General features: G+C 59.3%; 23 protein-coding genes and 1 tRNA gene. 12 read left to right on the plus strand and 12 right to left on the minus strand.

Annotated features, from left to right (window positions below; all coding sequences use genetic code 11):
- Positions 1-126 precede the first annotated feature (126 nt).
- Positions 127-202: transfer RNA gene (locus tag LO763_RS21690), tRNA-Glu, on the plus strand.
- Here LO763_RS21690 and LO763_RS30045 read toward each other — a convergent pair.
- The 10 genes from LO763_RS30045 to LO763_RS21740 all read right to left on the minus strand — a co-directional run bounded on the left by LO763_RS30045 (position 162) and on the right by LO763_RS21740 (position 9450).
- The gene (locus LO763_RS30045; RefSeq protein WP_369432053.1) at positions 162-2072 is read right to left on the minus strand and encodes a recombinase family protein; all 1911 of its coding nucleotides are present in this window, start codon (positions 2070-2072) and stop codon (positions 162-164) included. The genes LO763_RS21690 and LO763_RS30045 overlap by 41 nt on opposite strands.
- 228 nt (positions 2073-2300) lie before the next feature.
- The gene (locus LO763_RS21700; RefSeq protein ID WP_230788790.1) at positions 2301-2612 is read right to left on the minus strand and encodes a ribbon-helix-helix domain-containing protein; all 312 of its coding nucleotides are present in this window, start codon (positions 2610-2612) and stop codon (positions 2301-2303) included.
- 90 nt (positions 2613-2702) lie between these two features.
- On the minus strand, positions 2703-3752 hold the full coding sequence (locus LO763_RS21705; protein ID WP_230788792.1) for a DNA-methyltransferase: 1050 nt from the start codon (positions 3750-3752) through the stop codon (positions 2703-2705).
- Complete coding sequence (locus tag LO763_RS21710; RefSeq protein ID WP_230788795.1) at positions 3749-4699, minus strand: replication-relaxation family protein; 951 nt, start codon at positions 4697-4699, stop codon at positions 3749-3751. The genes LO763_RS21705 and LO763_RS21710 overlap by 4 nt, the downstream gene beginning before the upstream one ends.
- The gene (locus tag LO763_RS21715) at positions 4696-6885 is read right to left on the minus strand and encodes a type IV secretory system conjugative DNA transfer family protein (RefSeq protein ID WP_230788798.1); all 2190 of its coding nucleotides are present in this window, start codon (positions 6883-6885) and stop codon (positions 4696-4698) included. Before LO763_RS21715 ends, LO763_RS21710 begins: the two co-directional genes overlap by 4 nt.
- Positions 6886-7389: 504 nt before the next feature.
- Positions 7390-7572, minus strand: coding sequence for a hypothetical protein (locus LO763_RS21720; RefSeq protein WP_230788801.1), 183 nt, complete (start codon positions 7570-7572; stop codon positions 7390-7392).
- Positions 7573-7925: 353 nt separating this feature from the next.
- A complete protein-coding gene (locus tag LO763_RS21725; RefSeq protein WP_230788803.1) occupies positions 7926-8174 on the minus strand; it encodes a hypothetical protein in 249 nt (82 codons plus the stop codon).
- A complete protein-coding gene (locus LO763_RS21730; protein ID WP_230788805.1) occupies positions 8171-8470 on the minus strand; it encodes a hypothetical protein in 300 nt (99 codons plus the stop codon). The genes LO763_RS21725 and LO763_RS21730 overlap by 4 nt, the downstream gene beginning before the upstream one ends.
- Before the next feature lie 72 nt (positions 8471-8542).
- Positions 8543-8746, minus strand: coding sequence for a hypothetical protein (locus LO763_RS21735; protein WP_230788808.1), 204 nt, complete (start codon positions 8744-8746; stop codon positions 8543-8545).
- 188 nt (positions 8747-8934) lie between these two features.
- A complete protein-coding gene (locus tag LO763_RS21740; RefSeq protein WP_230788811.1) occupies positions 8935-9450 on the minus strand; it encodes a hypothetical protein in 516 nt (171 codons plus the stop codon).
- 133 nt (positions 9451-9583) lie between these two features.
- Between LO763_RS21740 and LO763_RS21745 the strand changes: the two genes are divergently transcribed.
- Together LO763_RS21745 and LO763_RS21750 are read left to right on the plus strand one after the other, a co-directional pair.
- Positions 9584-10543: a hypothetical protein gene (locus LO763_RS21745; RefSeq protein ID WP_230788813.1), complete on the plus strand. Its 960-nt coding sequence runs from the start codon at positions 9584-9586 to the stop codon at positions 10541-10543.
- A 3-nt stretch (positions 10544-10546) separates the two neighbouring features.
- On the plus strand, positions 10547-11377 hold the full coding sequence (locus LO763_RS21750; protein ID WP_230788815.1) for a 6TM ABC transporter family protein: 831 nt from the start codon (positions 10547-10549) through the stop codon (positions 11375-11377).
- Here LO763_RS21750 and LO763_RS21755 read toward each other — a convergent pair.
- Both LO763_RS21755 and LO763_RS21760 read right to left on the minus strand, forming a co-directional pair.
- Positions 11364-11891, minus strand: a complete 528-nt coding sequence (locus LO763_RS21755) for a flavoprotein (protein WP_230788817.1) — start codon at positions 11889-11891, stop codon at positions 11364-11366. The two genes, LO763_RS21750 and LO763_RS21755, sit on opposite strands and share 14 nt — an antisense overlap.
- Complete coding sequence (locus tag LO763_RS21760; RefSeq protein WP_230788819.1) at positions 11888-13276, minus strand: helix-turn-helix domain-containing protein; 1389 nt, start codon at positions 13274-13276, stop codon at positions 11888-11890. The genes LO763_RS21755 and LO763_RS21760 overlap by 4 nt, the downstream gene beginning before the upstream one ends.
- A gap of 385 nt (positions 13277-13661) precedes the next feature.
- Between LO763_RS21760 and LO763_RS21765 the strand changes: the two genes are divergently transcribed.
- The 9 genes from LO763_RS21765 to LO763_RS21805 all read left to right on the plus strand — a co-directional run bounded on the left by LO763_RS21765 (position 13662) and on the right by LO763_RS21805 (position 20972).
- Positions 13662-13961: a hypothetical protein gene (locus LO763_RS21765; RefSeq protein WP_230788821.1), complete on the plus strand. Its 300-nt coding sequence runs from the start codon at positions 13662-13664 to the stop codon at positions 13959-13961.
- On the plus strand, positions 13958-14251 hold the full coding sequence (locus LO763_RS21770) for a hypothetical protein (RefSeq protein ID WP_230788823.1): 294 nt from the start codon (positions 13958-13960) through the stop codon (positions 14249-14251). Before LO763_RS21765 ends, LO763_RS21770 begins: the two co-directional genes overlap by 4 nt.
- A 369-nt stretch (positions 14252-14620) precedes the next feature.
- Entirely contained in the window at positions 14621-16189 is a 1569-nt protein-coding gene (locus tag LO763_RS21775) for a thymidylate synthase (protein ID WP_230788825.1), read from the plus strand.
- Between the two features lie 15 nt (positions 16190-16204).
- On the plus strand, positions 16205-17173 hold the full coding sequence (locus LO763_RS21780; RefSeq protein WP_230788828.1) for a TylF/MycF/NovP-related O-methyltransferase: 969 nt from the start codon (positions 16205-16207) through the stop codon (positions 17171-17173).
- Positions 17174-17190: 17 nt separating this feature from the next.
- Positions 17191-18216, plus strand: a complete 1026-nt coding sequence (locus tag LO763_RS21785) for a nucleotide kinase domain-containing protein (RefSeq protein WP_230788831.1) — start codon at positions 17191-17193, stop codon at positions 18214-18216.
- Between the two features lie 218 nt (positions 18217-18434).
- A complete protein-coding gene (locus LO763_RS21790; protein ID WP_230788834.1) occupies positions 18435-19238 on the plus strand; it encodes a hypothetical protein in 804 nt (267 codons plus the stop codon).
- Positions 19184-19696 (plus strand): TIR domain-containing protein, encoded by a 513-nt coding sequence (locus LO763_RS21795; protein ID WP_230788837.1) that lies wholly within the window; start codon positions 19184-19186, stop codon positions 19694-19696. The genes LO763_RS21790 and LO763_RS21795 overlap by 55 nt, the downstream gene beginning before the upstream one ends.
- A complete protein-coding gene (locus LO763_RS21800; RefSeq protein ID WP_230788839.1) occupies positions 19684-20655 on the plus strand; it encodes a DUF4231 domain-containing protein in 972 nt (323 codons plus the stop codon). Before LO763_RS21795 ends, LO763_RS21800 begins: the two co-directional genes overlap by 13 nt.
- A gap of 128 nt (positions 20656-20783) precedes the next feature.
- Positions 20784-20972, plus strand: coding sequence for a hypothetical protein (locus LO763_RS21805; RefSeq protein ID WP_230788841.1), 189 nt, complete (start codon positions 20784-20786; stop codon positions 20970-20972).
- Positions 20973-21168: the final 196 nt, after the last annotated feature.

Below are 21168 nucleotides of genomic sequence, written 5' to 3' on the forward strand. Positions count from 1 at the left end.
GCCTTTCGCGGCGGCGGCCTTCTCGGTAGGCCACATCACAACTCCCCTCCCGGTTGCGGGCCCCGGAGGTCATGTGTGTAAAGTTGTCGTCGTTGCCGCGGCGAGCCGCGGCCGACAGAAGGCCAAGCTCCCGTCGTCTAGGGGCCTAGGACGCCGCCCTCTCAAGGCGGAAACGGCGGTTCGAATCCGCTCGGGAGTACCAAAGTATTGATGTTCGAACACGGTCGGATCGAAAGATCCGGCCGTTTCGCGTATGTCCGATTTTCGAACTCGAACATGCGCACCAGCACGGAGGGCGACTCCCCCTCCTCGCCCGACACCTGTGCCTCTTCGATCTCTACCGCAACGTCCGCGTCAGCGGTGAGCTGTCCCAGTAGCTCCGGGTCGAACAAGGTGCTGAACGGCTCGGTCATCTCGAAGCGCTCGATACCGCCGTCTTCATCAACGTAGAACTTCTCGAACAGCCCTTGATTCATCAAGCGGCGGATCAACGGCGTTCCATCGACATACGCCCTGGCGCAGTCCTGAGCGATCTCCAACGCCCGGCCGAGTGTGGCTTCGAGGTGTTCGACCCCGCGTGACGCTGTCGCAATCGCATTGACTGCCTCGTTCACTTCGCGGGTAAGCCGGACCATTTCCGTCTTCATGAGGTCCAGCGGCACCGCGCCAGAGTAGTGAGCCTGGAGCAGCTTCTCTTGCTGTGTCTTGGCATCCTTGAGGCGCTTCTCAGCCTGGCGCTGCATCTCGGCAGCTTCACGGCGATCGCCTTGCAGCTCTGTCACCACGGCAGCACGAATTTCCTCTGCCCTCGTCGAGGGCATGTGCAGGCGGGCATAGAGCGCTTCGACACCAACCTCGATCTTTTGCGCAGCCACGTACTTGCGTGTGCAGCCATTGCGCTTGTGGCGCCGACCGCCGCACACGAAGTAGCTGTACTCATCTCCGGCACGCCCCCGGTTCTTAGAGAAGATCATGAGAGATCCGCAGCCACCGCAGAACAACGACCCCTTCAAGAAGTGCTGGTGCTTGCGCTCCTTCTCCCCCGCCAGATTGTGAGCGCTCAAGACGTCCTGAACACGCAGCCACGTCTCCACGCTCACCAGTGGCTCGTGCCTGCCCTCATGGAATACGCCTTGGTACGGCACCACGCCGATGTAGTACGGATTGCGAAGTATATGGTGAGTTCCGCTGATGGTCAGCTTCTTGCTGGTGCGCTTGCGGGTGGCGCGAGTCCGCAGGCCTTTCTCGTTTAGGGCGTCGGTCAGACGGCGCAGCGACCAGTCCCCCAAGGAGTACTGCTCGAAAGCCCAGCGCACCAACGGTGCTCGATCCGGGTCAACGATCACCGTCCGAACCTCGACACCGTCCTTGAGCACTCGATGGTTGAGGTACCCGAGCGGCGCTTGGAACGGCGTGCCACCACGCTTCGCCTTGGTGACCATGCCCTTGAGAACTTCCACCCCAAGGTTATCCGAGTGATACTGCGCCACGCCCGCCATGACGTTGTAGAGCAATTTCCCGACCGGCGTCTCATCCACGGGTTCGGATACCGAGATGAGCTTGGCTCCAGCGCGTGCGATCGCCCCGTTGATTTCGACGTCATCAGCACGGTTCCGTGCCAACCGGTCGATCTTGTGGACCACCACGTAGTCAATTTTCTTGGCTCTCAGCTCACGCAGCATCTTCTGCAGCTCCGGCCGGTTGGCAGACTTGGCCGACTCGCCTGCGTCCACGTACTCCTCGACTAGGATGCCGCCGAGCTGCCGTACCTTCAGAAGACAAGCTTCGCGCTGGGCCGGTATCGAGTAGCCCTCCAGCTCACCGCCGATGAGCGCCTGCTCCTCCGTGCTGACCCGAAGGTAGGTCACGAGGCGAGGAATTTCAGCCTTCGATGCCACCTGGTCGCCAACACTCAGTAGCCCTACTGAATCCGGTCTGCCATTCGGCTTGTTGAGCTCATTGATCAGAGCGTTGCGCGCAGTCCCGCGACCCTTGTATCTTCTCTTACTGGCTTCGTTATACGCGGATTTGCCGTCCATTTTCGTTCTCCTTTCTCTCGCGAGAACGCGCATATGCGCGTCTCAGTCCAGGCAGGGTACACCTGGGAAAACGTCCCCGCCAGGCCTGATTTTGCTTATATATATACATTCCCATGTATTTATTATTTCAGGATTTTCGACTCTCAAGAGCTGTGGAATATGCAGCATCGAGATGGTCGAGAACCCATTTAATCGGGGTAGAGAGTCAGCAGGAATGCCGCTCTCCACCCCGTGTGGCAGCCGAGCGATGCCTTTAACGGCTCAGCCCTGACCACCACTCTTGCGCCGAGATGTCGTCTTCACCTCCGCGCTCGCCGGGGTCCCAGACCCGAACAGCGCCTGGATGGCGTCGCGCCGGGCCGCCGCCTCACGTTCGATCTCTTCGAGCGCGGCAGCGGCACGAGCAGCGAAGTCGCCTTCGGCGCGCTTGCGGGCCACGTACTCCTCGACCGCGCGTCGCAGCGCGTCGGCGAGGGACAGCCCGTCCAGCTGGGCCACCAGCGTGAACTGCGCGTGCAGTTCGTCCGGCAGCTTGATGCCTAGCGTCTTGATGCCCGAACTCTTGGGCTCCATAACGCTCCTCCTCGGTGTGGTGCGGCTGGCCATCTCCCTGCAAGAGATGACGATTCTCAGCCGCAGGCCCCCGACGAGCCACCCCGTATCTCACGGACCCCGCCCCTCCTCGCGCCTCTTGGCGTCGCGCTCAGCTCGCCACTCCGCGAGTCGTCCGCGGGCCAGCGCCACATACACCGGGTTCAACTCGCAGCCGATCCAGTCCCGCCCATGCATCTCGGCCGCCAGTGCCACGGTGCCCGACCCCATGAACGGATCGAGCACGACGCCCGGCACCGTCTCCGCCTCACAGGTGCAGCCTGGGCGAAGTTCACCGAGCTGTGGCAGCTCCTGGGCGCGGTCCACCTTTTCGCGCACCCACGGTGTGCCGCACTCCGCGCACACGTTCTCGGGGCACGTCGCGAGCAGTGGTGTCTCCACCAGCCCCAGCGGGAAGGTGGCGAAGTGCTCGCCACGATAGGCCGCAGTGGACAGTTGCCAGACGTCGCCAGGGTTCTTGCCCAAGGGATGCGACACCTTGCCCGCGCCCTTCATGCGGTTGAGCCCGCGGTTGTCGTCGACGCCGCCGCCCTCGGGCAGCGCGTCCTCGGGCAAGTAGCGGTAACCCTTGACGTCGGCCCGGCGGCCGGCGCGGCTTTTCGGTGGAACTCGAACAGCATCGAGGTCGAAGAAGTAGTTCCGCGAGCGCACCAGGAGGAACAGGACCTCGTAGCCGCAACTGAAGCGGTCAGCCACGCTCGACGGGATCGGGTTGGTCTTGGCCCAGATGATCTGGTTGCGCATGATCCAGCCGTCCTCGGCCAGCGCCAACGCCAGCCGCTGCGGCCCGAGCAGCAGTCCCTTGGGAGGTGCGCCCTGCCGGATGTGGTTGCTGTAGCCGTCGCCGACGTTCAGCCACAGGGCGCCACCCGGCTTGAGGACGCGGGCAAACTGGCGGCAGATAGCCACGAGGGCACGCACCCAGCCCTCCACGTCGCTCTCTAGGCCGATCTGTTCCGGGTGTCCGTAGTCACGGAGGGCGAAGTACGGCGGGCTGGTGATCACGCAGTCCACGCTCGCAGTTGGCAGTTCAGCCAACCGTTCGCGTGCGTCGCCGAGGAGGATGTGCCCCAGCGGGAGATGGTCACGACCGAGGTTCATTGTTCGCCTCCTTCGGCACTAAGCAGGTGGATGGTTTCGCTGAGCAGGCCGACCCGGAACAGAGCCTGCGTTTCATGGGGCAGTCGCCGGATCACCTCCGCGAGTTGGTCGACGCGCCGCGTGGCTTCGGCCAGCCACAGCACGACCGGGAAGACGTCGTGTGCCTGTTGTTCGATGCCGCTACGCCAATAGGCGATGTAGGCCTGACACTTCTTGGTGAGCGTCGGAGTGCTCTCGGACCCCATGTCAACCTCGATGAACACCGCCAGTTCCACCGCTCGCACACCAAGGCAGAGCGCCGCATCAGGTTTGAGGATCACGACGCCACCAGCAGCGCCCGGAAAGCGACGCCAGCACCCCGGCTCGGCCTGGAACTCCAGGAGATCAACGCGGCCATCTCGATCGGCCTCAACCAGTTGGACAAACAGCTCCGAGACGGCCAGCACATGCCGCTGGTGAGGCGGACTGGTCTCCCATACCCGTCGCCGCTTCTTGCCAGTGGGGCCGTCGACCTCCAGCACGGCTTGCCCGTAGCCGGACAGCCCGTAGATGAACCCGGCCGATCCAGCCCTTACGCCGCCGACCCGTCGGCCGAGGCGCACCACGACGTTGAGCTCGCTCAACCGCTGAAGCAAGGCCCGCGTCCGCCGCGCCTGTGTCGCTGTCGATCCCCCCACTACGTGAAGCCGAGCGATCTGGGCCCCAGTAAGGAGTCGCAACTTGTGAAGCGAACCCAGGACCGCGAAGTCTCGTTCGCTGAGCTTCTGTCGCAGCCGCTCCACCCGGCCTCGCGCGGGGCGAGACGTCGGTGAGTACCCACCAGACGGCTCAAGAGTCGTTGTGTCCTGCGAGCTGGTTTCGCACGTCGGGGCCACCCCTTGCTCAGCGCGATCGGCAGTCCGACCGGTAGCCCCAGTTTCACCCCTCTTGGTAGGCCAATCGGTCATGCCGACCTCCTCGGCTTTGTTCCAATCGGACCAACGGGCGGCAGGTCACCGCCTTCCCAACGTTCGAGTTGCGCGCGGTCCAGCTCGGCACCGTCGACGCCGTAGCGGGATTCGCTCTCGCGCTGCACCTCGGTCGGGTCGCTTACCCACGGCGGCAGCGGCTGGGTCTTCACCGAGAACGGCGCGGTGGGATGGCGATCAAGAAGAAGCTGCGCGCACGCCTCGAAGGCGCGCAGGCGCAAGAGGTCCTCACCCGTGAGGCCACCGCCCAGCGACGCAGCCAACGCCTTGGCGTCCTCAGCTGCGGGTCGGAAGGTAATTCTCGATCTGGCGTTAGCCAGGACCGCAGCCCTTTGAGTCAGACTGAGCTGGTTCAGATGCTGATGCGCCAGCGTCCACCCGACCCCGAGTCCGCGCGATTGAGCGAGGGCGTCGCCGAAGTCGAGGCCGCCGGAGAGTCGCAGGTAATCCTGAAACTCGTCCACGACCACCATTACGGGATGGCGCTTCTCCTGTGGTATAGCCGCGCGCCGCTGGGCCGCCGACCAAACTTGGCTCAGCAGCAGCGCGCCCAGCAGGTTCGCCGCAGGCGATCCGAGCAGTCCTCGGTTGAGGTTGACGAGCACGATGCGGCGCTTGGTGAACAGCTCCTCAAGGTCGAACTTCGGCGAAGCTTGGCCGAGCATCCGGCGAGTGGCCTCGCGGCTCGTTAGCGCCCGAAGCTTGTTGAGCAGCGGCGCAATCACCTGGGCTCGTTCACCTTCGGAGAGTCCGTCGAACCAGGCGAAGAACGGGCCGAGGGTGAGCGGGTCACCAACTTCTGCGAGTGCCCGTCGCCGGAACGCCGGGTTGGTGAGCAGCATGGGCACGTCGCAGATGGTGCCGTCTTTGAGTCGGCTCGCCGCGATGAACATGTGCAGCGCCACGTCAGTAGTGCGGGGCCCGAAGTTCGGCCCGTGCATCTCCGCGAGCAGGTGGACGATCTGATCGGCTCGTCGCTCCGCGCCCGCGCGGTCGCCGCCAAGCACGTTGATCCCCAGGCTGCGCTCGCCCGCTGGGTCGATCACCACGACATCCTTGCGACGGTGCTCGGGAATCCGGGCGAGCAGGTCCCGCACGAGATCACCACGAGGCTCGACCACGAGGACCGAGCGCCCGGCTTCGATGTCGGCTAGAGAAAGCCCACACAGGAGTGTGGACTTGCCCGAACCTGTCGGCCCGATGACGTGCAGATGATGCAGGCTCGTCGCGGGCGGCACGACCACCAGCCGGCCCCGCTGCCCAGGGTGCAGGCTCTCGCCAAGTGTCCGGTGGTGAGCGGCCTTCCGATCGTCTCCGTTGGCGAGGAGCTTGCTTGGTACCTCCGAGATGTGTCCGCCGATCACTGGCAGCGTCTCCGGCAGCGTGTCCTGAACCGGCCAGCCCAGGAGGGCCGCCAACTCAGCAGCATTGAGGACGCAGGACCAACTCATCACCGGCACCGCGGCGTGGTGCAACCGGAGCGCCCTGGCCGCGGTCGGCCGGCTGAAAACGAGCGCAGCATATTGGCTGTTCGCCAGCTTGAGCGCAGCACTAATCCGCCCGATGAGGGCTCGCGCTCGCTGCGGGCTTCGAGCCGTCGCCCCGATCCGTCCCTGGACAGCGAACAGGGCTTCCGATGACTTCTGCTGCCACGAGCGTTGGGCTCGGGCGTCCGGCGTCGAAGGGGCCCGCAGTCCCAACGACTCCGCGAGGTTCAGCGGCCCCGATGGTTGGGTGCGGCTTTGAGACGGGCCGAGCACCCATTGCAGACAGGCCGCCTCATCCCCGGCGAGTTGGGCGAGAACTTCGGTCAGCTGCGCGCTGATGCCTCCGGCCGTATCCAGTCGGAGCGGTGCGGCCAGGCTTGAAATCCGGATATCCACCCCCAGCGAGAGCGACCGACGAATCTCCGGCGAGACCGCAGCCATACCGAGACGCGGCAGGTGCGCCCGGAACGTTTCGGCTACATGCCCGAGTACACGGGCATCTACCCCAAGTCGCCAGCCGAGGCGTCCACCTTCGCCCCAAAGTTCCAGGACGACCGGCGGCGTTGTGTGGAGCCACCCGACGCGCGGCCGATGAGCGAGCGGCCGGAGGAGAGCCGTCACGGAGTCGAGGTCGAGATCCCGCGGCGGGGTGAGGTTGAACCAGCGCAGCTCACTCATTGCGCGGCTCCTGGGTCTTCAGGTTCAGAGGGCGGTTGAACGCTCTCCTCGCCGGGTGGCAGCTCCTGGTGATGCTGCGCTTGGATCTCGATGCGTGCCAGCTCCAAACAGGCGCGGGCCAGCTTCCTGATCTCCGGTCGTTCGCGTTCCTCTCCTGTGACGTGTATTGGTCCCGCTGATTCTTTGCTCAAAGGCGACCTCCTTTCCTTGTGACGTTGTTGATGACGCTTCGGAAAAAGCCAGTCGCTCTAGAGTCTTTGGGGCACCATGAACACACCCCACATGAAGGCTGAGGGGCAGAACGGCGAGACCCGGGAACGACCAGCAGACGTGACGCGAGGAGCAGACTCTGCGCTGGTGGTGCCGCACGGGTTCCGTCCGGAGCGCTCAGACCCTCGCTACGTTTCTTATTGTGAGCCTTGACAACTCGGTGGTAAAGGGACTTGGCAGCTTCCACAACACCGACCGGCAGGCTCCTACCACTGTATGGTCTACAACGGAAACTCAGCTGAACCACCGCCGGAGTATCAGCAGGTAGACGAGGCCAACTGCCAGCAGGGCAATCAATATGGGTACCAGCGGACGCAGAATCTCCCACACCATGCGGGCCGCGAACGCCGCTGCGACCACCACGAGCACCCACCCGAGGACTCGGCCGGCGGGCGGCACCTTCGGACTCTCGCTCACCGCGGCACCACCGTGATGCCGTAGCTGATGCACTTCACGCGCATACCTCCCTCCACGAGAAGTGGGCAGGTATGAAACCGCACCTGCCCACCGGCTCCTAGTTCCTGTCTTCCGCGTCCGATGCCCGCCGACGCCGCTTCAGCCCGCCCCAGGCTTCGTTCAGCTCCTGGTCGTGGTGAAGCTCGTCCCCGAGCTCCCGCATCTGCGCTTCACGCTCGCTGCGCTCGTGATCCTCGCGCTTCCCGACGATCTGCTTCCGAGTACGCCTCGGCACATGACTCCTCCTACGTGAGTGGTTGATCTTGGTGACCGGCTGTCACAAGTCGGGACGGCCGGAATCTTGAGGCGACGAGCTACGTGATGTCCCCGAACTTGTCCCGCTGGGCCTTGATGGCCTCGTCCCGCATCAGGTTTCGGGCTCGCCAGAACGCGAGGTGAATCCGCTGCGACTGCTCCAGCGTCTGCCATCGCTCCTCGAGGAGGGCTTCACGAGCGCCCAGCTCGCGCTCCCTCTCCTCGTGCCAGTACCGGTGCAGGACCCATCCACCGACGACACCGCCGAGAACGAGGATGAGGACCAGCACCACGATGAAGGTGGTCACGGGTGACCGACCTCGTTCGCGACGGCGATGGCGAAGGCATCCACGATCGCCTTATACCGGGCTTCACCCAGAGGCGCGGCCTGGATGTACAGGGCCTCTTCGTTGCTCAGTGCCGCTGTACTGGCGAGCGCCACGTGAGCGACGAGCGCACGGCTGTCGACGCGGGCAGCCCGCACGACGGCGGCGCCCTGCTCGCGGTCTACCTCGCGCGCTATCTCCCTCTTGAGGCGGGAAACTTGCCCGTCTCCGCGCAGCGACGCGAGGGCGTCGCCGACGCGGGGGCTGAGTTCTGACATGGAGTACTCCTCTCTCTTCTGTGGGTCGAAATCCGGCGAGGCTTGGCTGCTTCCGAACCTCGCCGGGAGGCGCTACTTCTTGCGCCGCTTCTCGGTCTTGCGGTTCTTCTTCTGGTTCTCGTCATGCGGCCGAGGCCACGCGCCGATTGCTTCGAGCGCCGCAATCTCCTTCTCCCGCTTGGACAACTTGTTCCAGTTGCGGACGTGCTTGCTCACATCCTTGGCGTACTTTTCAGGTTCGTCAGCGGAGCTTACGGTAAACGCCTTGCATGCCATGTGGACTCTCCAGAGCGAGTCTTGATGAATCGGACTCGTCAAATACAGCCGAATTAAGGCCGCCGTTCCAGGAAGAGATTTTGCAGTTAATTGGCAAGGATTAGGAACGACCGGAAAACATCTGGAACAGAAAAGGAAAAGGCCCGCTCCGAGGAGCGGGCCGTGGGATTGGCCGTGAAACCACAATTCTATTGCACCCAAGGGGCGCTGTTGAGCCTTGACTCAAGATCTTTGACCTTCTCGTCCTCACCGCGTTCGTTGAGGATGCTGATCTTGATCTGACGTCGACCAAGCTCCGGGTTCGCCACCATCTGCTGGAAGAACCAGGGGTCGAACACCCGCGCGCACCAGGCACAGTCCCCCTCCGAATCACCGAGACGCATTGCAGAGCTTGGGGGTTTCCGCTTGGCCTTGGTGACCGGGCAGTCGAAACTAGGCCATGCCACACCATCCGAACCTTTGTCTCGCTCTCGCTCGCACCAGATGGTGGTCGCTAGCGCGATGGTCGCCATCCAGACGCTGAAGTCGTTGCCGCAGATCCGGGCGCCATCGCCGAGCCAGAGCCACTCGTAGGCATAGTCGAGAAAGTGCTCGAAGCCGTCATCAACACCACTGCCGCAAAGCTCGTTAGGATACGGCTTTCGGTCGATGCTGATGTACTCGAAGAACTGCTCAGCGCAGCCTCTTGCTACACTCACGCTCATGATTGACCTCCCATAAGGGTTGAGGCCAATCCCAGTTACGAGTATACCATATTCGGACATTTTGGTCAATATATCACCATTGCCGCATGAACCTCACTGACGACAAGCGAACCACGGCGATATTTTCGAATGAGTGATCATGATGAATAGCAGGCCGCCAACTGATGAAATTCGACGCGAGGTTCGAGAGCTGCTAAGCAAGGGCGCAAGCAATGAGCAGTTCAAGAATTCTCCTGCCTTGCGGAAGCTAGTAGTTTCGAAACTAAGTGATTCTGAATCACAATCCGTGGACGACTGGAGATTGCTGCGGGCGACACTTCAAGACCTATTGAGCAACGCTCACGAGAGCTATCTACGAGCCGCATGCGACTACCTCGGTTACGCCTGGACTCAAAAGTCTTACGATGAAGTATATGAGCTGATTGAAAAGGCTCACATCGAGAAAATTGAGAGACGCAAAACTAGTGCCGAAGATCAAGAAAGACACATGCAGCACCTTCTTCGCACGAGCGCAGCAAGACGCGCCGTCGCCGGAGCCGAGCTTGACGCTAAAACTGTACGTGGCGTGCGCAATCATGATGAAAAAGTGGCGTCCGCACTTGCTGATTCACTCACTGACTATTGCCGCGATCCAAGAAAGATCGCAGCCACTATTGCATCTCATCCGGAGATTACAAAATCAATCTCAGATACCCAGCTGCAAGCGAACCCTAGAAGGGACCTCGTGGAGGAAAAGAAGAATCACCGTAGAGAGAAGTCGCAAACCATACGGAACTTTGGCAATATAGGCACCTATATTGAGGAGGCTCATGACTTCGTCAACTACAACTCGATTTCCGAGAAACCTTCAATCTCAAGTATTACCTCCCAGATCAGCAAACTACACGACGCGCTCAGTAGAGGCGAGTACCGGACTCATTCAAGCGATGAGGCCCTGAGAGTTCTAGTGCTCGCTAAGCGTTTGATCATTGAGCGAGACTTGTCGGGCGGAAAGCAGCAACTTGAACATATAGCTGCAGTTGTAGGCCACGATCATGTTCTCGGTGCCGAGCTGCTGCAGGTGGCTCGAGAAATCAATCAAGTGAAGGATTAACCCATGTACCAACCTCCTGGTTCCGAATGGCGAGAGTACGGCGACATCGGCACCTACATCGAAGATGTCAATAGATTTATCCAACATACCCACTATACAACAAATATTCGCGGGGCAAGCGGACCCACCTGTCCAATAAAAGATGGTGGTTGCGGTGGGTCTGTGAAGAAGCTGGAAATTCTCTGGTTGGCCAATTCCAATAAAGGTGCCCCTACAAACAACCTCGGCCGTAAAGTTGCACCGCCTCGTCGGCCCCAACTTCGACAACAAGAACCTCAAATGCCTAGTCCAGTGGCTCCTCCTGAATTCAATTCAGTCCAGTACGAGCATATTTGGAAAGACTATCATCGAAGCGTTTGGAATACAGCAAAAGAATATCTCATTGCCTACACCTGGTACGGCTCATGTCTCCCACTGGCCGCCCTTGGCCTGGGTTGGCTGGTCGCTTCAAACTCAGGAACGGGTTGGGATAATCCAGCATCTCAGCCACTTCTCGGAATCGGAGTCATCGGAATTGGTGGCACCCTTCTTTATACAATCTCTGCCTTCGCGGTTATTTCAGCAAGGCTCGCAAGAAAACGCGATGAAAGTATCAGAAATCTGAACGACAGTCATTCGCGCGCAGTGACAAATGCTGTAGATTCATCTGAGCTAAATGCCCAGCGCTACGAAGAGAATGTTAGGGAATTCAGAGAGCAGGAGCGGCTTTACAGCGCAGCCTTGAGTCGCTATAACAAGTTCCATAAAAGGTGGAAAGATCTCTGGTGTTGTCCGCAGTGCGGAAGTATTTGGAGCGAGTCTAAACTTAATCGAACTGAATTCACCGACATCTAGTGCTGGCTATCGTCAGTGCCGATTTCCACGGAAAGCTCCCCAGACGCTCCCCGCCCTGCTTCGGCGCATGGGGCTCGATCTCAAGTATCGCAACACCCTCGTCCTTCAGCGTGGTCACAGCAAGTTGGTACGGAGCCCGCCTTGCCAGCGCCGCATTCACAAACGGCACAACTATCGTCTGCACACCCAACCCGATGCACTCAGACGCGATGTCCAGCGCGTAGGTGTCCGCGATCCCGGCTGCCAGCTTGCAGATGGTGTTGGCCGTTGCTGGAGCTATCACCACCGCGTCGGCTGGAGGTCGTCCACGGCGCGGCGTACCTGGCCGGCGGTGCTCCGAAATCACCAGGTTGCCTGAAGCCTCTTCGAGCGCCTGGACGTCCACAAACCCACGTCCCGCTGGCGTCGTGATCACGTGGCAGTCCCAGTCTTCGGTCTTCGCGGCTGAAATGAACTCCGTGGCATGCGGCGCGGGGCCAGCGCCGCAGACGATCAGGTAGACGACCCTGCTCATACAGTCGCCAGCTTCTTGGCAAACTCACGGGCGTGAGGACGGACCGACGGAGGCGCCGCACCCTCAATGGTCTTCAACAGCTCGGTGACGTTCCCGCGTACTCGTACCTCCTGGGGTGCAGCCGCTTCGGCGAAGTACAAGGTGTCAAGTGCTCGCTCGTACCGACCCCACAGCACGAAGGCTCGGGCCACGTCGATCGCCAAGCTCACCTGGCGTTCAACCAGGCTGATCGATGTCATGTCGATGTCCCGGGCGATCTCGATCGCCCGGCCCGCGTCGCCAAGAGCAATGGCGATACGGACACGGTGCAGGGAGACGTTCACCCGGTTGAATCCCGTGCCGCGCAAGTTATCCGCGTTCTCGAACTGCGCGCTCGCGGCGTCGGCAGCGTCGAGCAGCTCCGAGGACTTCGCCCGCCTGCCGGCGTCCGCGGCGGCGACGGCTCCGCGCAGCAGCAGCGCGCCTTGGACGGAGAGATTCACCGGAGTTCGAGGCTCAGATTCGAGCAGGCTCGCCTGCTTCGCAGCGAAGTCGGCTGCGACGTCGGCGTATCCGGTGCGCAGCAGCACGTGGGTAACAGCCCGGGCGCTGGAGGCCACGGCGATCGGGTCGCCCAAGAGGTTCGCCGAGGTCATAGAGCGGTCGGCGGCCAGTGTCGCAAGGGTCTGCTCGGAGTGCTTCAACATGACGCCCGCAACGACCTGATACGCGTTGGCTCGTAGTGCCGCCAATCGATCCACATCCGTCGTCTCGCCCTCCGCCAGGTGTAGTTGCTGCACGAGACCGGGAAGCCGCTCAAGCACCTCGCGGTACTTGCATGCTTGGTACTCCCGCTTGGCGAGAGCAAATCCGCCTTCGAGCGCATCCAAGCTCGCGAGGTCACCGGAGTAGGTCGGTGCCGTGTCGAGCACGACGGCGATCAGGTTTGCGAGGCCTGGCATACGGGCGGTTCCCGTGGCGAGCAGCGCAGCCCACGCGCCGGTACTCGCCAAGAACTCTCTGCGGTTCACCTCGGGCTCCTCGGTCATGGACTGGTCGGCTTGCCCCAGCATGCCTCGCAGCCCGGCATGTTTGCCAAGAAGCGTGCCCGCGTTCAGCGGGTTGTCCAGTTCCGAGGATGACTTGTCTCTTTGCCCTTCCACCAGCGGCATGGCCCGAACGAAGAAGCCGTCCGCGTGGAGCACCTCGTCGAGCTTCCTGGCGATGTCCAACTGGAGCGAGCGCTGGCCGAGTTCGAGCTTGCTGATGAGCGACGTCGAGACGTTGGCCCGAGCTGCAAGCTCGGGTTGATCCAACCCCGCCGCAGTTCGCCGATGACGAAGCTCGGCACCGACCCAATGATCGACGCTCCTCCACGGCTCCAAGGTCTTCAGCGGCTTGGGCACCGACGCCTCCTCGACCGGTCGAATTGGACAAGCGGTCCGGGCCGGTCTTGTCCCATTGAGATTCTTGATCGTGATCTTGCCGTGTCCCACACTACAGATACGGCCGCCGTCCCGAAAGCCCACTGACGTGGGAAAACGGGCCGGTTCTGCCGTGTCTCGCCGCCCGTGCGGCGGGACGGTCGTCCGGGTGTCTCAACTGATCCGGCCGTTGTTCGATCCGATCTACCCAGAGATCGGACCGACCGACGCCGAGACGTCCAGGACGACTCCTTCACAACTTCATACGGGCCGCTGCCCAGGTGTGTGAGAGCGACTGCGCAGCGGCCCGCCATTGCAGCGACACCAGAAGGGCGAACCTCTGATGCCAAATACCAGCCTACGAGCAGTGCCACCAGCCGAGCAAGATCAACGCGAGGTGCCTGAGGTCCTGGGCGAGTGGACCCTTGAGAGCGGCACCACCTTGTCCCTGGTCGGGAAAGCCAGCGGACAGTACGCCTCCATCTGGATGCAGCGCGATGGCGGCATGCCGCGGAAGATTGGACGGGTCGAACACGCGGGAGGTGTCCTCCGCTCAATCCGCTGGGAGGAACTGTGGCGTGAGCAGACGGCCGGCTGGAAAGTAGTCCAGCGTGACAAGGCTGCGGCCATCCTCGCGGACTGGCACGCGGCGCGGTCGGACTCGTGACGATCACTGTCGTCCAGTTCGAGATCCTGGTGAGCCAACAGCCCGAGCGGAAGCTTCCGTTCTCGGTGGAGCTGGACGAGACAAGCGCGGTGGTGCGCTACCGCGCGAAGCTATGGGCGAGCGAGGCCGACACCGTGCTCTGGATGATCCACGAACGGGGGCGAATCCGAGAGGTTCGCTGGGTCGAGTACTGGCAGCGGATGTGGGCTCCGAACATCCGCATCCAGCTGATCGGGAGGGTTCAGCAGCTGCTGATCAAGCAGCTCCAAGAGCCTGACCCCGATCCCTGATCTCTCTTCGCGGGCGACGCCTGCCGAGAGTGGTCCGGCCCCGTTGCCCAAATCTCCGAGGCAGAGTTCTGGCGCTGTTGGTGGGACAGCCCTCTGGCCTTGGATAGTTCGCCGCGCCTCTGGTGCTGGCGGGGATGCCCGGTCGCTGGGTGGAGCGACCGGGCATCCCATATATGCACAATTCACGCACATGAAACAGTTGGTATCAGATCAAGGAAGTCCGGCGTTTCAAGTATCCAGCCTCTCACAGCTATTAATTAAGACAGCTTCATCAAGATCATTTGCTTGAGCTACCACGCAATAGCTGATAAACTATTGCGCTAACAGACGCTCAGGCAAAACTGTTGTGACAACCAAGGAGGTGAATTCGTGGAATATCCAAACGTCGCACATGCTTTCATATCCGAACTACGTACAATCTTGAGTGACGGCCACACGGTATCGGTCCGAGGGAACTCCACCAAAGAAGTGCTAGACCGGACAATTAGGATAAAGCATTCTGGACAGCGTTGCATTACCCTGCCCGCTCGTAACAACAATATTTTTGCGACCATCGCCGAAACGATGTGGGTACTCGCCGGACGAAACGATCTCCAATTTCTTTCACATTATCTACCGAGGGCATCTGACTTCTCAGATGATGGAGAGACCTGGCGTGCCGGTTACGGACCTCGCCTGAGAGACTGGAATGGAGTCGATCAAGTATCTGAGGTGCTTAGTATTCTACGCAGCGACCCAGATTCGAGGCGCGCTGTGATTACTCTTTATGACCCAGACAGAGATTTTATTGATAGCAAGGATATTCCATGCAATAACTGGATACATTTCATGCTCAGGGACGGCCGCCTTGACATGAGTATCGCCATCCGAAGCAACGACATTATCTGGGGATTCTCCGGGATCAACACGTTCGAATGGAGCGTTCTCCAGGAAATGATGGCTCACTGGCTCGGTGCAAAAACAGGGTACACAACGTATTTTATCTCGTCACTTCACCTCTACCAAAAGCATTACACGCGAGCAGAGCGAATTATTACGCAAGCTCCAGTTCGTTCGGAATACGCCGATGGCTGGACTCCAAGACTCTTCAAGACCAGCTGGGAGAACTTCCATTCAATTCTTGATCTGTGGTTCGAAATTGAAGGCAGGATTCGGGCAGGTGATGATGTAACCGCGGAAATCTCAAACTTCCCCGATCCGCTCCTTGGCCAGTTCATTGCGATGATGAACATCAATGGGTTGCGAAATTCAGGCGCCCCCCAATCGGAGATCAAAAGACTGATAGAAGCGATGGGTCGCACAGATCTGGCATTCGCAGCAAATGCCAACATCTTCGGAGACCCTCGAACTCAGCATTCGTTTGAAGAAGAAGACGACTCGACCCTCTTTCGTCGAGCAATTATTGCACTACACGAGGAAAAAAGCCAGGGATACCGGAACGCGTGGAAAAAACGCGGCGAACAGCTCAGTATCATTCCAAACATCGCTCGCAAGATCGACCGGCTCGAGGTGATACGCGGGGGAGCGGATCCAGGTAGAGAGTCCCTGCTAGATACCACGGTCGATCTTTTTGTATATGTTCTGAAGTACCAGACGTTTCTCGCTGATCAAAGCGAGTCGGTGGCGCAGTCACTGTTTGCGAATAGTCGGATGAGTCCACCGTACAGCGACGATACACGTGGCTTCGAGGCACTTATAGCCTCGAAGCGCGTACCAAGTCATAATAGCCGAATCGAAAGAAGTGTTGGTGACGCGATAGATGATGTTCTCGCGGATTTCTCAGAACTCGAGCAAAGATGCACGGGCGATCTAGCGCCAATCCAGGACCGAGCTGACTCCGCATCCGATCTCTCAAGGTCGTGCACCAGATTGATCGAGGCCGTCTGGATTCAAGATCCTACAGAATTCCGCAGATACCTCGATCAACAACTTAACTAGCAGGTCGGAGAGCAGATGCTAGACACAGACTTCCTCAAACTTCTATCCGACACCGAGGATGAACTCCTCTCACGACCCGTTTCAGTCGGAATCCTCGGGCTAAATCATACTGCCGCTAGGTTGTTTGGTGAGCTCAAGATAAAAGGGCTGCACTCCCGTGTGAATGCAATCTACCAGACAGGAGCCCATGTAGGGTATCAACCATTCGCAGAGGTTATAGTTCAGCCAATACAGGCGCTTGGGACTACTGAGCATGACGTCCTAGTAGTTGCTGCTGACCGCGAGAAGGAGGAGCTTCTTCTTGAAGCGCTCCCATATATTTCGAATACTCCCAAGGTAATCGTGGCAGGTTACAGCCATCTTGAATTTGTCGATTCGACGTTCTCGGAAGAACTGCACCAACTGCTTGTGCCATCGCTCGCGAACGGCTACCCTAACACACTCGTTCACCTCTACCAATGCCTGGTCAATAGTGCGCGACTCGGTATCGAAGGAACTGTGGCTGAATTCGGTATGTTCAAAGGAGGGACTACGATGTTTCTTTCGAGAATCATCGAGCGCCTTGAGCAGCCATGGCACGTAATTGGATTTGATACGTTCGGTGGATTTCCCGCAAGAAGAAGCCCGCTCGACATGTATGATCACCCTGAGTGTGTATTCACGGACCTGGACGCAGTTCGCAGATACCTAGAAGGCCGACAGGTCGAGATCGTAGCTGGCAATATAGTAGAAACAAGCATCCGCCTAAAGAACGAGGATCTAGTACTTTCATTTATCGACACAGATAACTACAGTTCAGCTCGCGCCGCACTAGAAGTCGTGCAAGATCGAACAGTCGTCGGAGGTTCGATCGTCTTCGACCATTTCACTGGGGTTGACAGGTTCCGATACACACTAGGAGAGCGGATCGCAGGCCGCGTTCTACTCGATGATGACCGCTACTTTCATTTGCATGGGACGGGCGTCTTTTATCGACAACGATAGTGTATTAGAATATGGTCATGATGAAGCCTCCGACACCTCGCGACGGGACATACGAGCTATATTGGCGTTTTGCTGCCGAGCGTCAACAGGCGTTCATGCGGCGAGTGGACGATGCTCCCTGGCCGTGGACGAATGATCCGATTCTCCAGGAGTACAAATTCTGCAACGTCTTTCGGGCCTCTGATCGCGTAAGTCAGTACATGATCAGGGATGTCTGCTATCACGAAGAGCCCTGCACCCCCGAAGATCGCCTCTTTCAGATTGTGGCGTTCCGCACGTTTAGCAAAATCGAAACGTGGCAAAGCGTCAGATCTTTCCTGGGTCACTACCCAACGCTCGATGATCTAGCGAACGGTACGTTTACAAAGGCGCTCGAACAAGCTAAAACGGATAATGGTGGCCTATATACTGGCGCCTTCATACTCTGCGCGTCTGACGCTTACGGCCAAAGATCAAAGCACCTCAACCACGTCGAGCTATTCCGACACATGTTTCTCCGCGAAGATCTAGCTGCTCGCATGCTTGAGGCTAAATCGCTGCGCGAGATTTATGAGTTGCTTCATACTTACCCATTGATGGGTGATTTTATGTCCTACCAGGTAAGCATCGATCTGAACTACTCTGCGCTAATCAACTTCAGCGAGGATGAATTCACCCAGGCCGGCCCCGGGGCCTTGCGTGGCATCAAGAAGGTCTTCGAGGATCTCGGCGATTACAGGCCAGCAGATGTGATTAAATGGATGGTCGACAATCAGGAGCTCGAATTCAAGAAGCTCGACCTCACCTTTGATGGTCTCTGGGGGCGCCCGCTGCACGCCATAGATTGTCAAGGACTCTTCTGCGAGACCGACAAGTACTGCCGTGAGGCACGGCCGGAGCTTGCAAGCGCTCGGAAACGGATCAAGGCGAGATTCTCTGCAAACTCGCGACCGATGCAACTCTTCTTCCCGCCCAAATGGGGCATCAATGACAAACTTCCCCTAGGGTATGTTCTCGGTAATTCGGAAGCGGCTCGCGAGACAGCTCAAGATACGCTCTTCTAACTTCTCGTACATTGACCTCGCCTGGTTTGCGAGCAACTAGTTGTGCGTTTGGCCCGAGATAGCCTGCTGCGCTCCGATTAGACACGACCCGTTGGTTATGACAAGCCGACTGACTACCAGTCGAACGTTGAGTACAGCGCCTTCCCTTTCAAAATCTGATCCGTATAGGGGAACTTGCGCGCGACCCATGGTTGCTCAAAGAGGGCTAGTATGTGCTCATGGAAGATCCTAAGACCGACCAGAACACGGCACAGCCCAGCCTTGGTGCCCCCTGGCATCCCCTCATGGATGCAGGCCGCGGCTACCTGGCTGTCTACTTTTGCGACCCACTGGCCCGCTGGCCTGTTCGTGAGATCACTCGACCGCGTGACAATAAGAGCGACCCGAACATCGAAACTGGCACCTTCGGGTTGTTTTCTACCTGCGAACCAGGCATGCGTAATCGGATCGTCCAGGACAACGCCAGTACAATCTTCTTCCTGACCACTCGCAAGGGCGGCCAAGGACGCGTACTGACCGGGTACTACCACATCGGCTGGTGGACTCACGGGACACAGGGCGTGGTGAACCGAGACTTTGCCCTAGCCGCAGATGCGATACGCCTCATCGACCCGATCGCAGCTGTAGAGCTTCCAGAACCTTTGGCTACGCCCTGCACCTCTCCGTTCCGCACAGTGAAACCGATTGGTGAAGATATTGTTCGGGCCTTGCGCGAACTGTGCGATCGTCATCCTGACCGAACCAATGAATACGTAGATGAAGTAAGGCGTATTGAGCGCTTTGCTCGCGCACGGTCCGGATTTTCTTATCCCTCGTGGGGCCGAAGGCAGGGCTTCAGCTGGGACGACGCAGCCGACTTCTATCAACACGGTGATGAGGTCAGGAAGGTGCCGAACAGCTCAAGGACCAAGAAGTGGCACTGCAGCAATTGCGATTACGTCATCACGAGCGGAGCGTTGCTAAAGCAATGTCCGCTTTGCAACAAAACGGCATCTCTTACGCCGTTGGAGGCACAGAAATGAAGCGGCGGGTATTCATCAGCTATCAGCACGCAGATCAAATGAAGGCGCATGGCCTGAACTTGATGACTTACAACAAGCATGTTGATGTCAATTTCATCGGTCGCCACCTACTGAATCCTGTTAATAGTCATGACCCTGACTACATCAGCAGGAAGATCCGCGAGCAGATCAAGGGTAGCTCGGCCACCATCGTTCTCATCGGGAAAAATACTTCTGAAAGCGATTGGGTGAGCAAAGAGATTGAATGGAGTAAAGAAAAGGGAAATGGCATAATCGGAATTCAAATTGATCCCGATGCTGCGATCCCCGAAAGCCTCACTGAATACGGCTCCGAGATTCTTAACTGGTATGAGCCAGAAGATGTTAAACAGTTCGATGGTGCTATCGAGCGAGCGATCAAAGCATCCTCACGTGGCCGGTCGATGCCTACGAACACAGTGAGCACATGCAGCCGATGAGCAAAAACAATGGGTCTCCTACTAGCGACGGTATGGAATTGCCCGGAATTCATGACCACGCAAGTGACCTATCGCGCCGTGGCCAAAAGCACTATCTTAAGCTCAGCGCAATCCGTCTGATTTCGCTCTTTGTAGCTGCGATCGCAGGAGCTGTTGGCCTGACAGTCGGTAGCTTCGATCTTTCTGGGCTCGTTCTGGTACTAGCCTTTAGTTCCGCGGCCATAGCAGAGATCGCTCTAATATACTTTCAGCCTGAACGTGACTGGTATGCGGGACGCGCAATTGCCGAATCGACAAAGACACTCGCCTGGCGTTTCTCGGTACAGGGAGACCCATTTGGGCCGAATCTCGACCTTTCTGAAGCCAAAGTGCTGTTCCGAAGCCGAGTCGCCGAAATTCTAGGTCGCGGAAGGGATCGCATTCCGATCAGTCAGGGCTCAGCTGTAGTAACCGAGTCTATGATGAATCTCCGTAAGCAGTCGTTCGAGATGCGGCGAAGCTCGTACGTGACGTATCGGACTGAAGAACAACAAGCCTGGTACTCCTCAAAGGCGACATTCAATCAAAGCCGCGCCACTCTATGGCGCTATGGACTGCTTTTTGGGGAGATTGCCGCCGTAGTGATCGCAGCGATGATGTTTGGGCGGGCGGAACCTCTCGATTACGCCGGAATTGTCGCCGCGCTCATTGCGGGTGGTGCTGCATGGCTCGCCCTAAAGCAATACTCACAGATTACATCTGCTTATCGGGTGGCAGCATCAGAGCTTACGCTGCAAGCCGACATCTTGGTCAGTGTCGAGGAAGCAGATTGGCCCCAAGCGGTCGCGGATGCAGAGGAAGCGATCAGCCGTGAGCACACGATGTGGCTCGCCTCTCGAGGCGAAGAACCACTGCCTCCGCTCTCAAATCCAAAGAACTTAAGGAGCCTTTCCGGGCAAGGTGATGTGCGCGGAGTGTAACGGTGATCCGTTGGGGCAGAGGAAAACCCCTTGGTAGAGACTGGAGTTGCTACAGCTTCAGTTCTCGCCCTGGGGTTCGTGTCTTTGAGTGTCGCATACACCGCATACCTGCCTGTCGACCGTGCCGCATGCGACTGGTTCTCCAGGGGACTCGCAGCTCACCGCCGCGCCGTATCGGCACACGGAAGGGCACCCGTCGGCTGACCCCGTACTCCCAGGCGCTGCACGTGCTGCGGTTTCTCATCGACGGCACCCGCATCGCTCAGCTCGCCGTCGACAACGCCCTGCCGAAATCGCCCGCATACGACGGGGCTTGATCCCTTGGTCTTGCCGGAGATGAGACGGTCCCGGTTCGGGCTGCCCTCGGCTGGCCTGCGGACTCGGATTTCGGTGCCGTCGACGGTGCCGGCCTGCCCGGTCTCCCCGAGGTGGTCAACGACCTCGGCGAGCGTTCGCAGTCGCACGCCGACCGCGACAGTGCGGCCGCGAGCGGCAAGCAGGGTCGGGTCTCAT

The sequence above is a fragment of the Glycomyces amatae genome (assembly GCF_020991375.1).
Lineage (GTDB): Bacteria > Actinomycetota > Actinomycetes > Mycobacteriales > Micromonosporaceae > Glycomyces > Glycomyces amatae.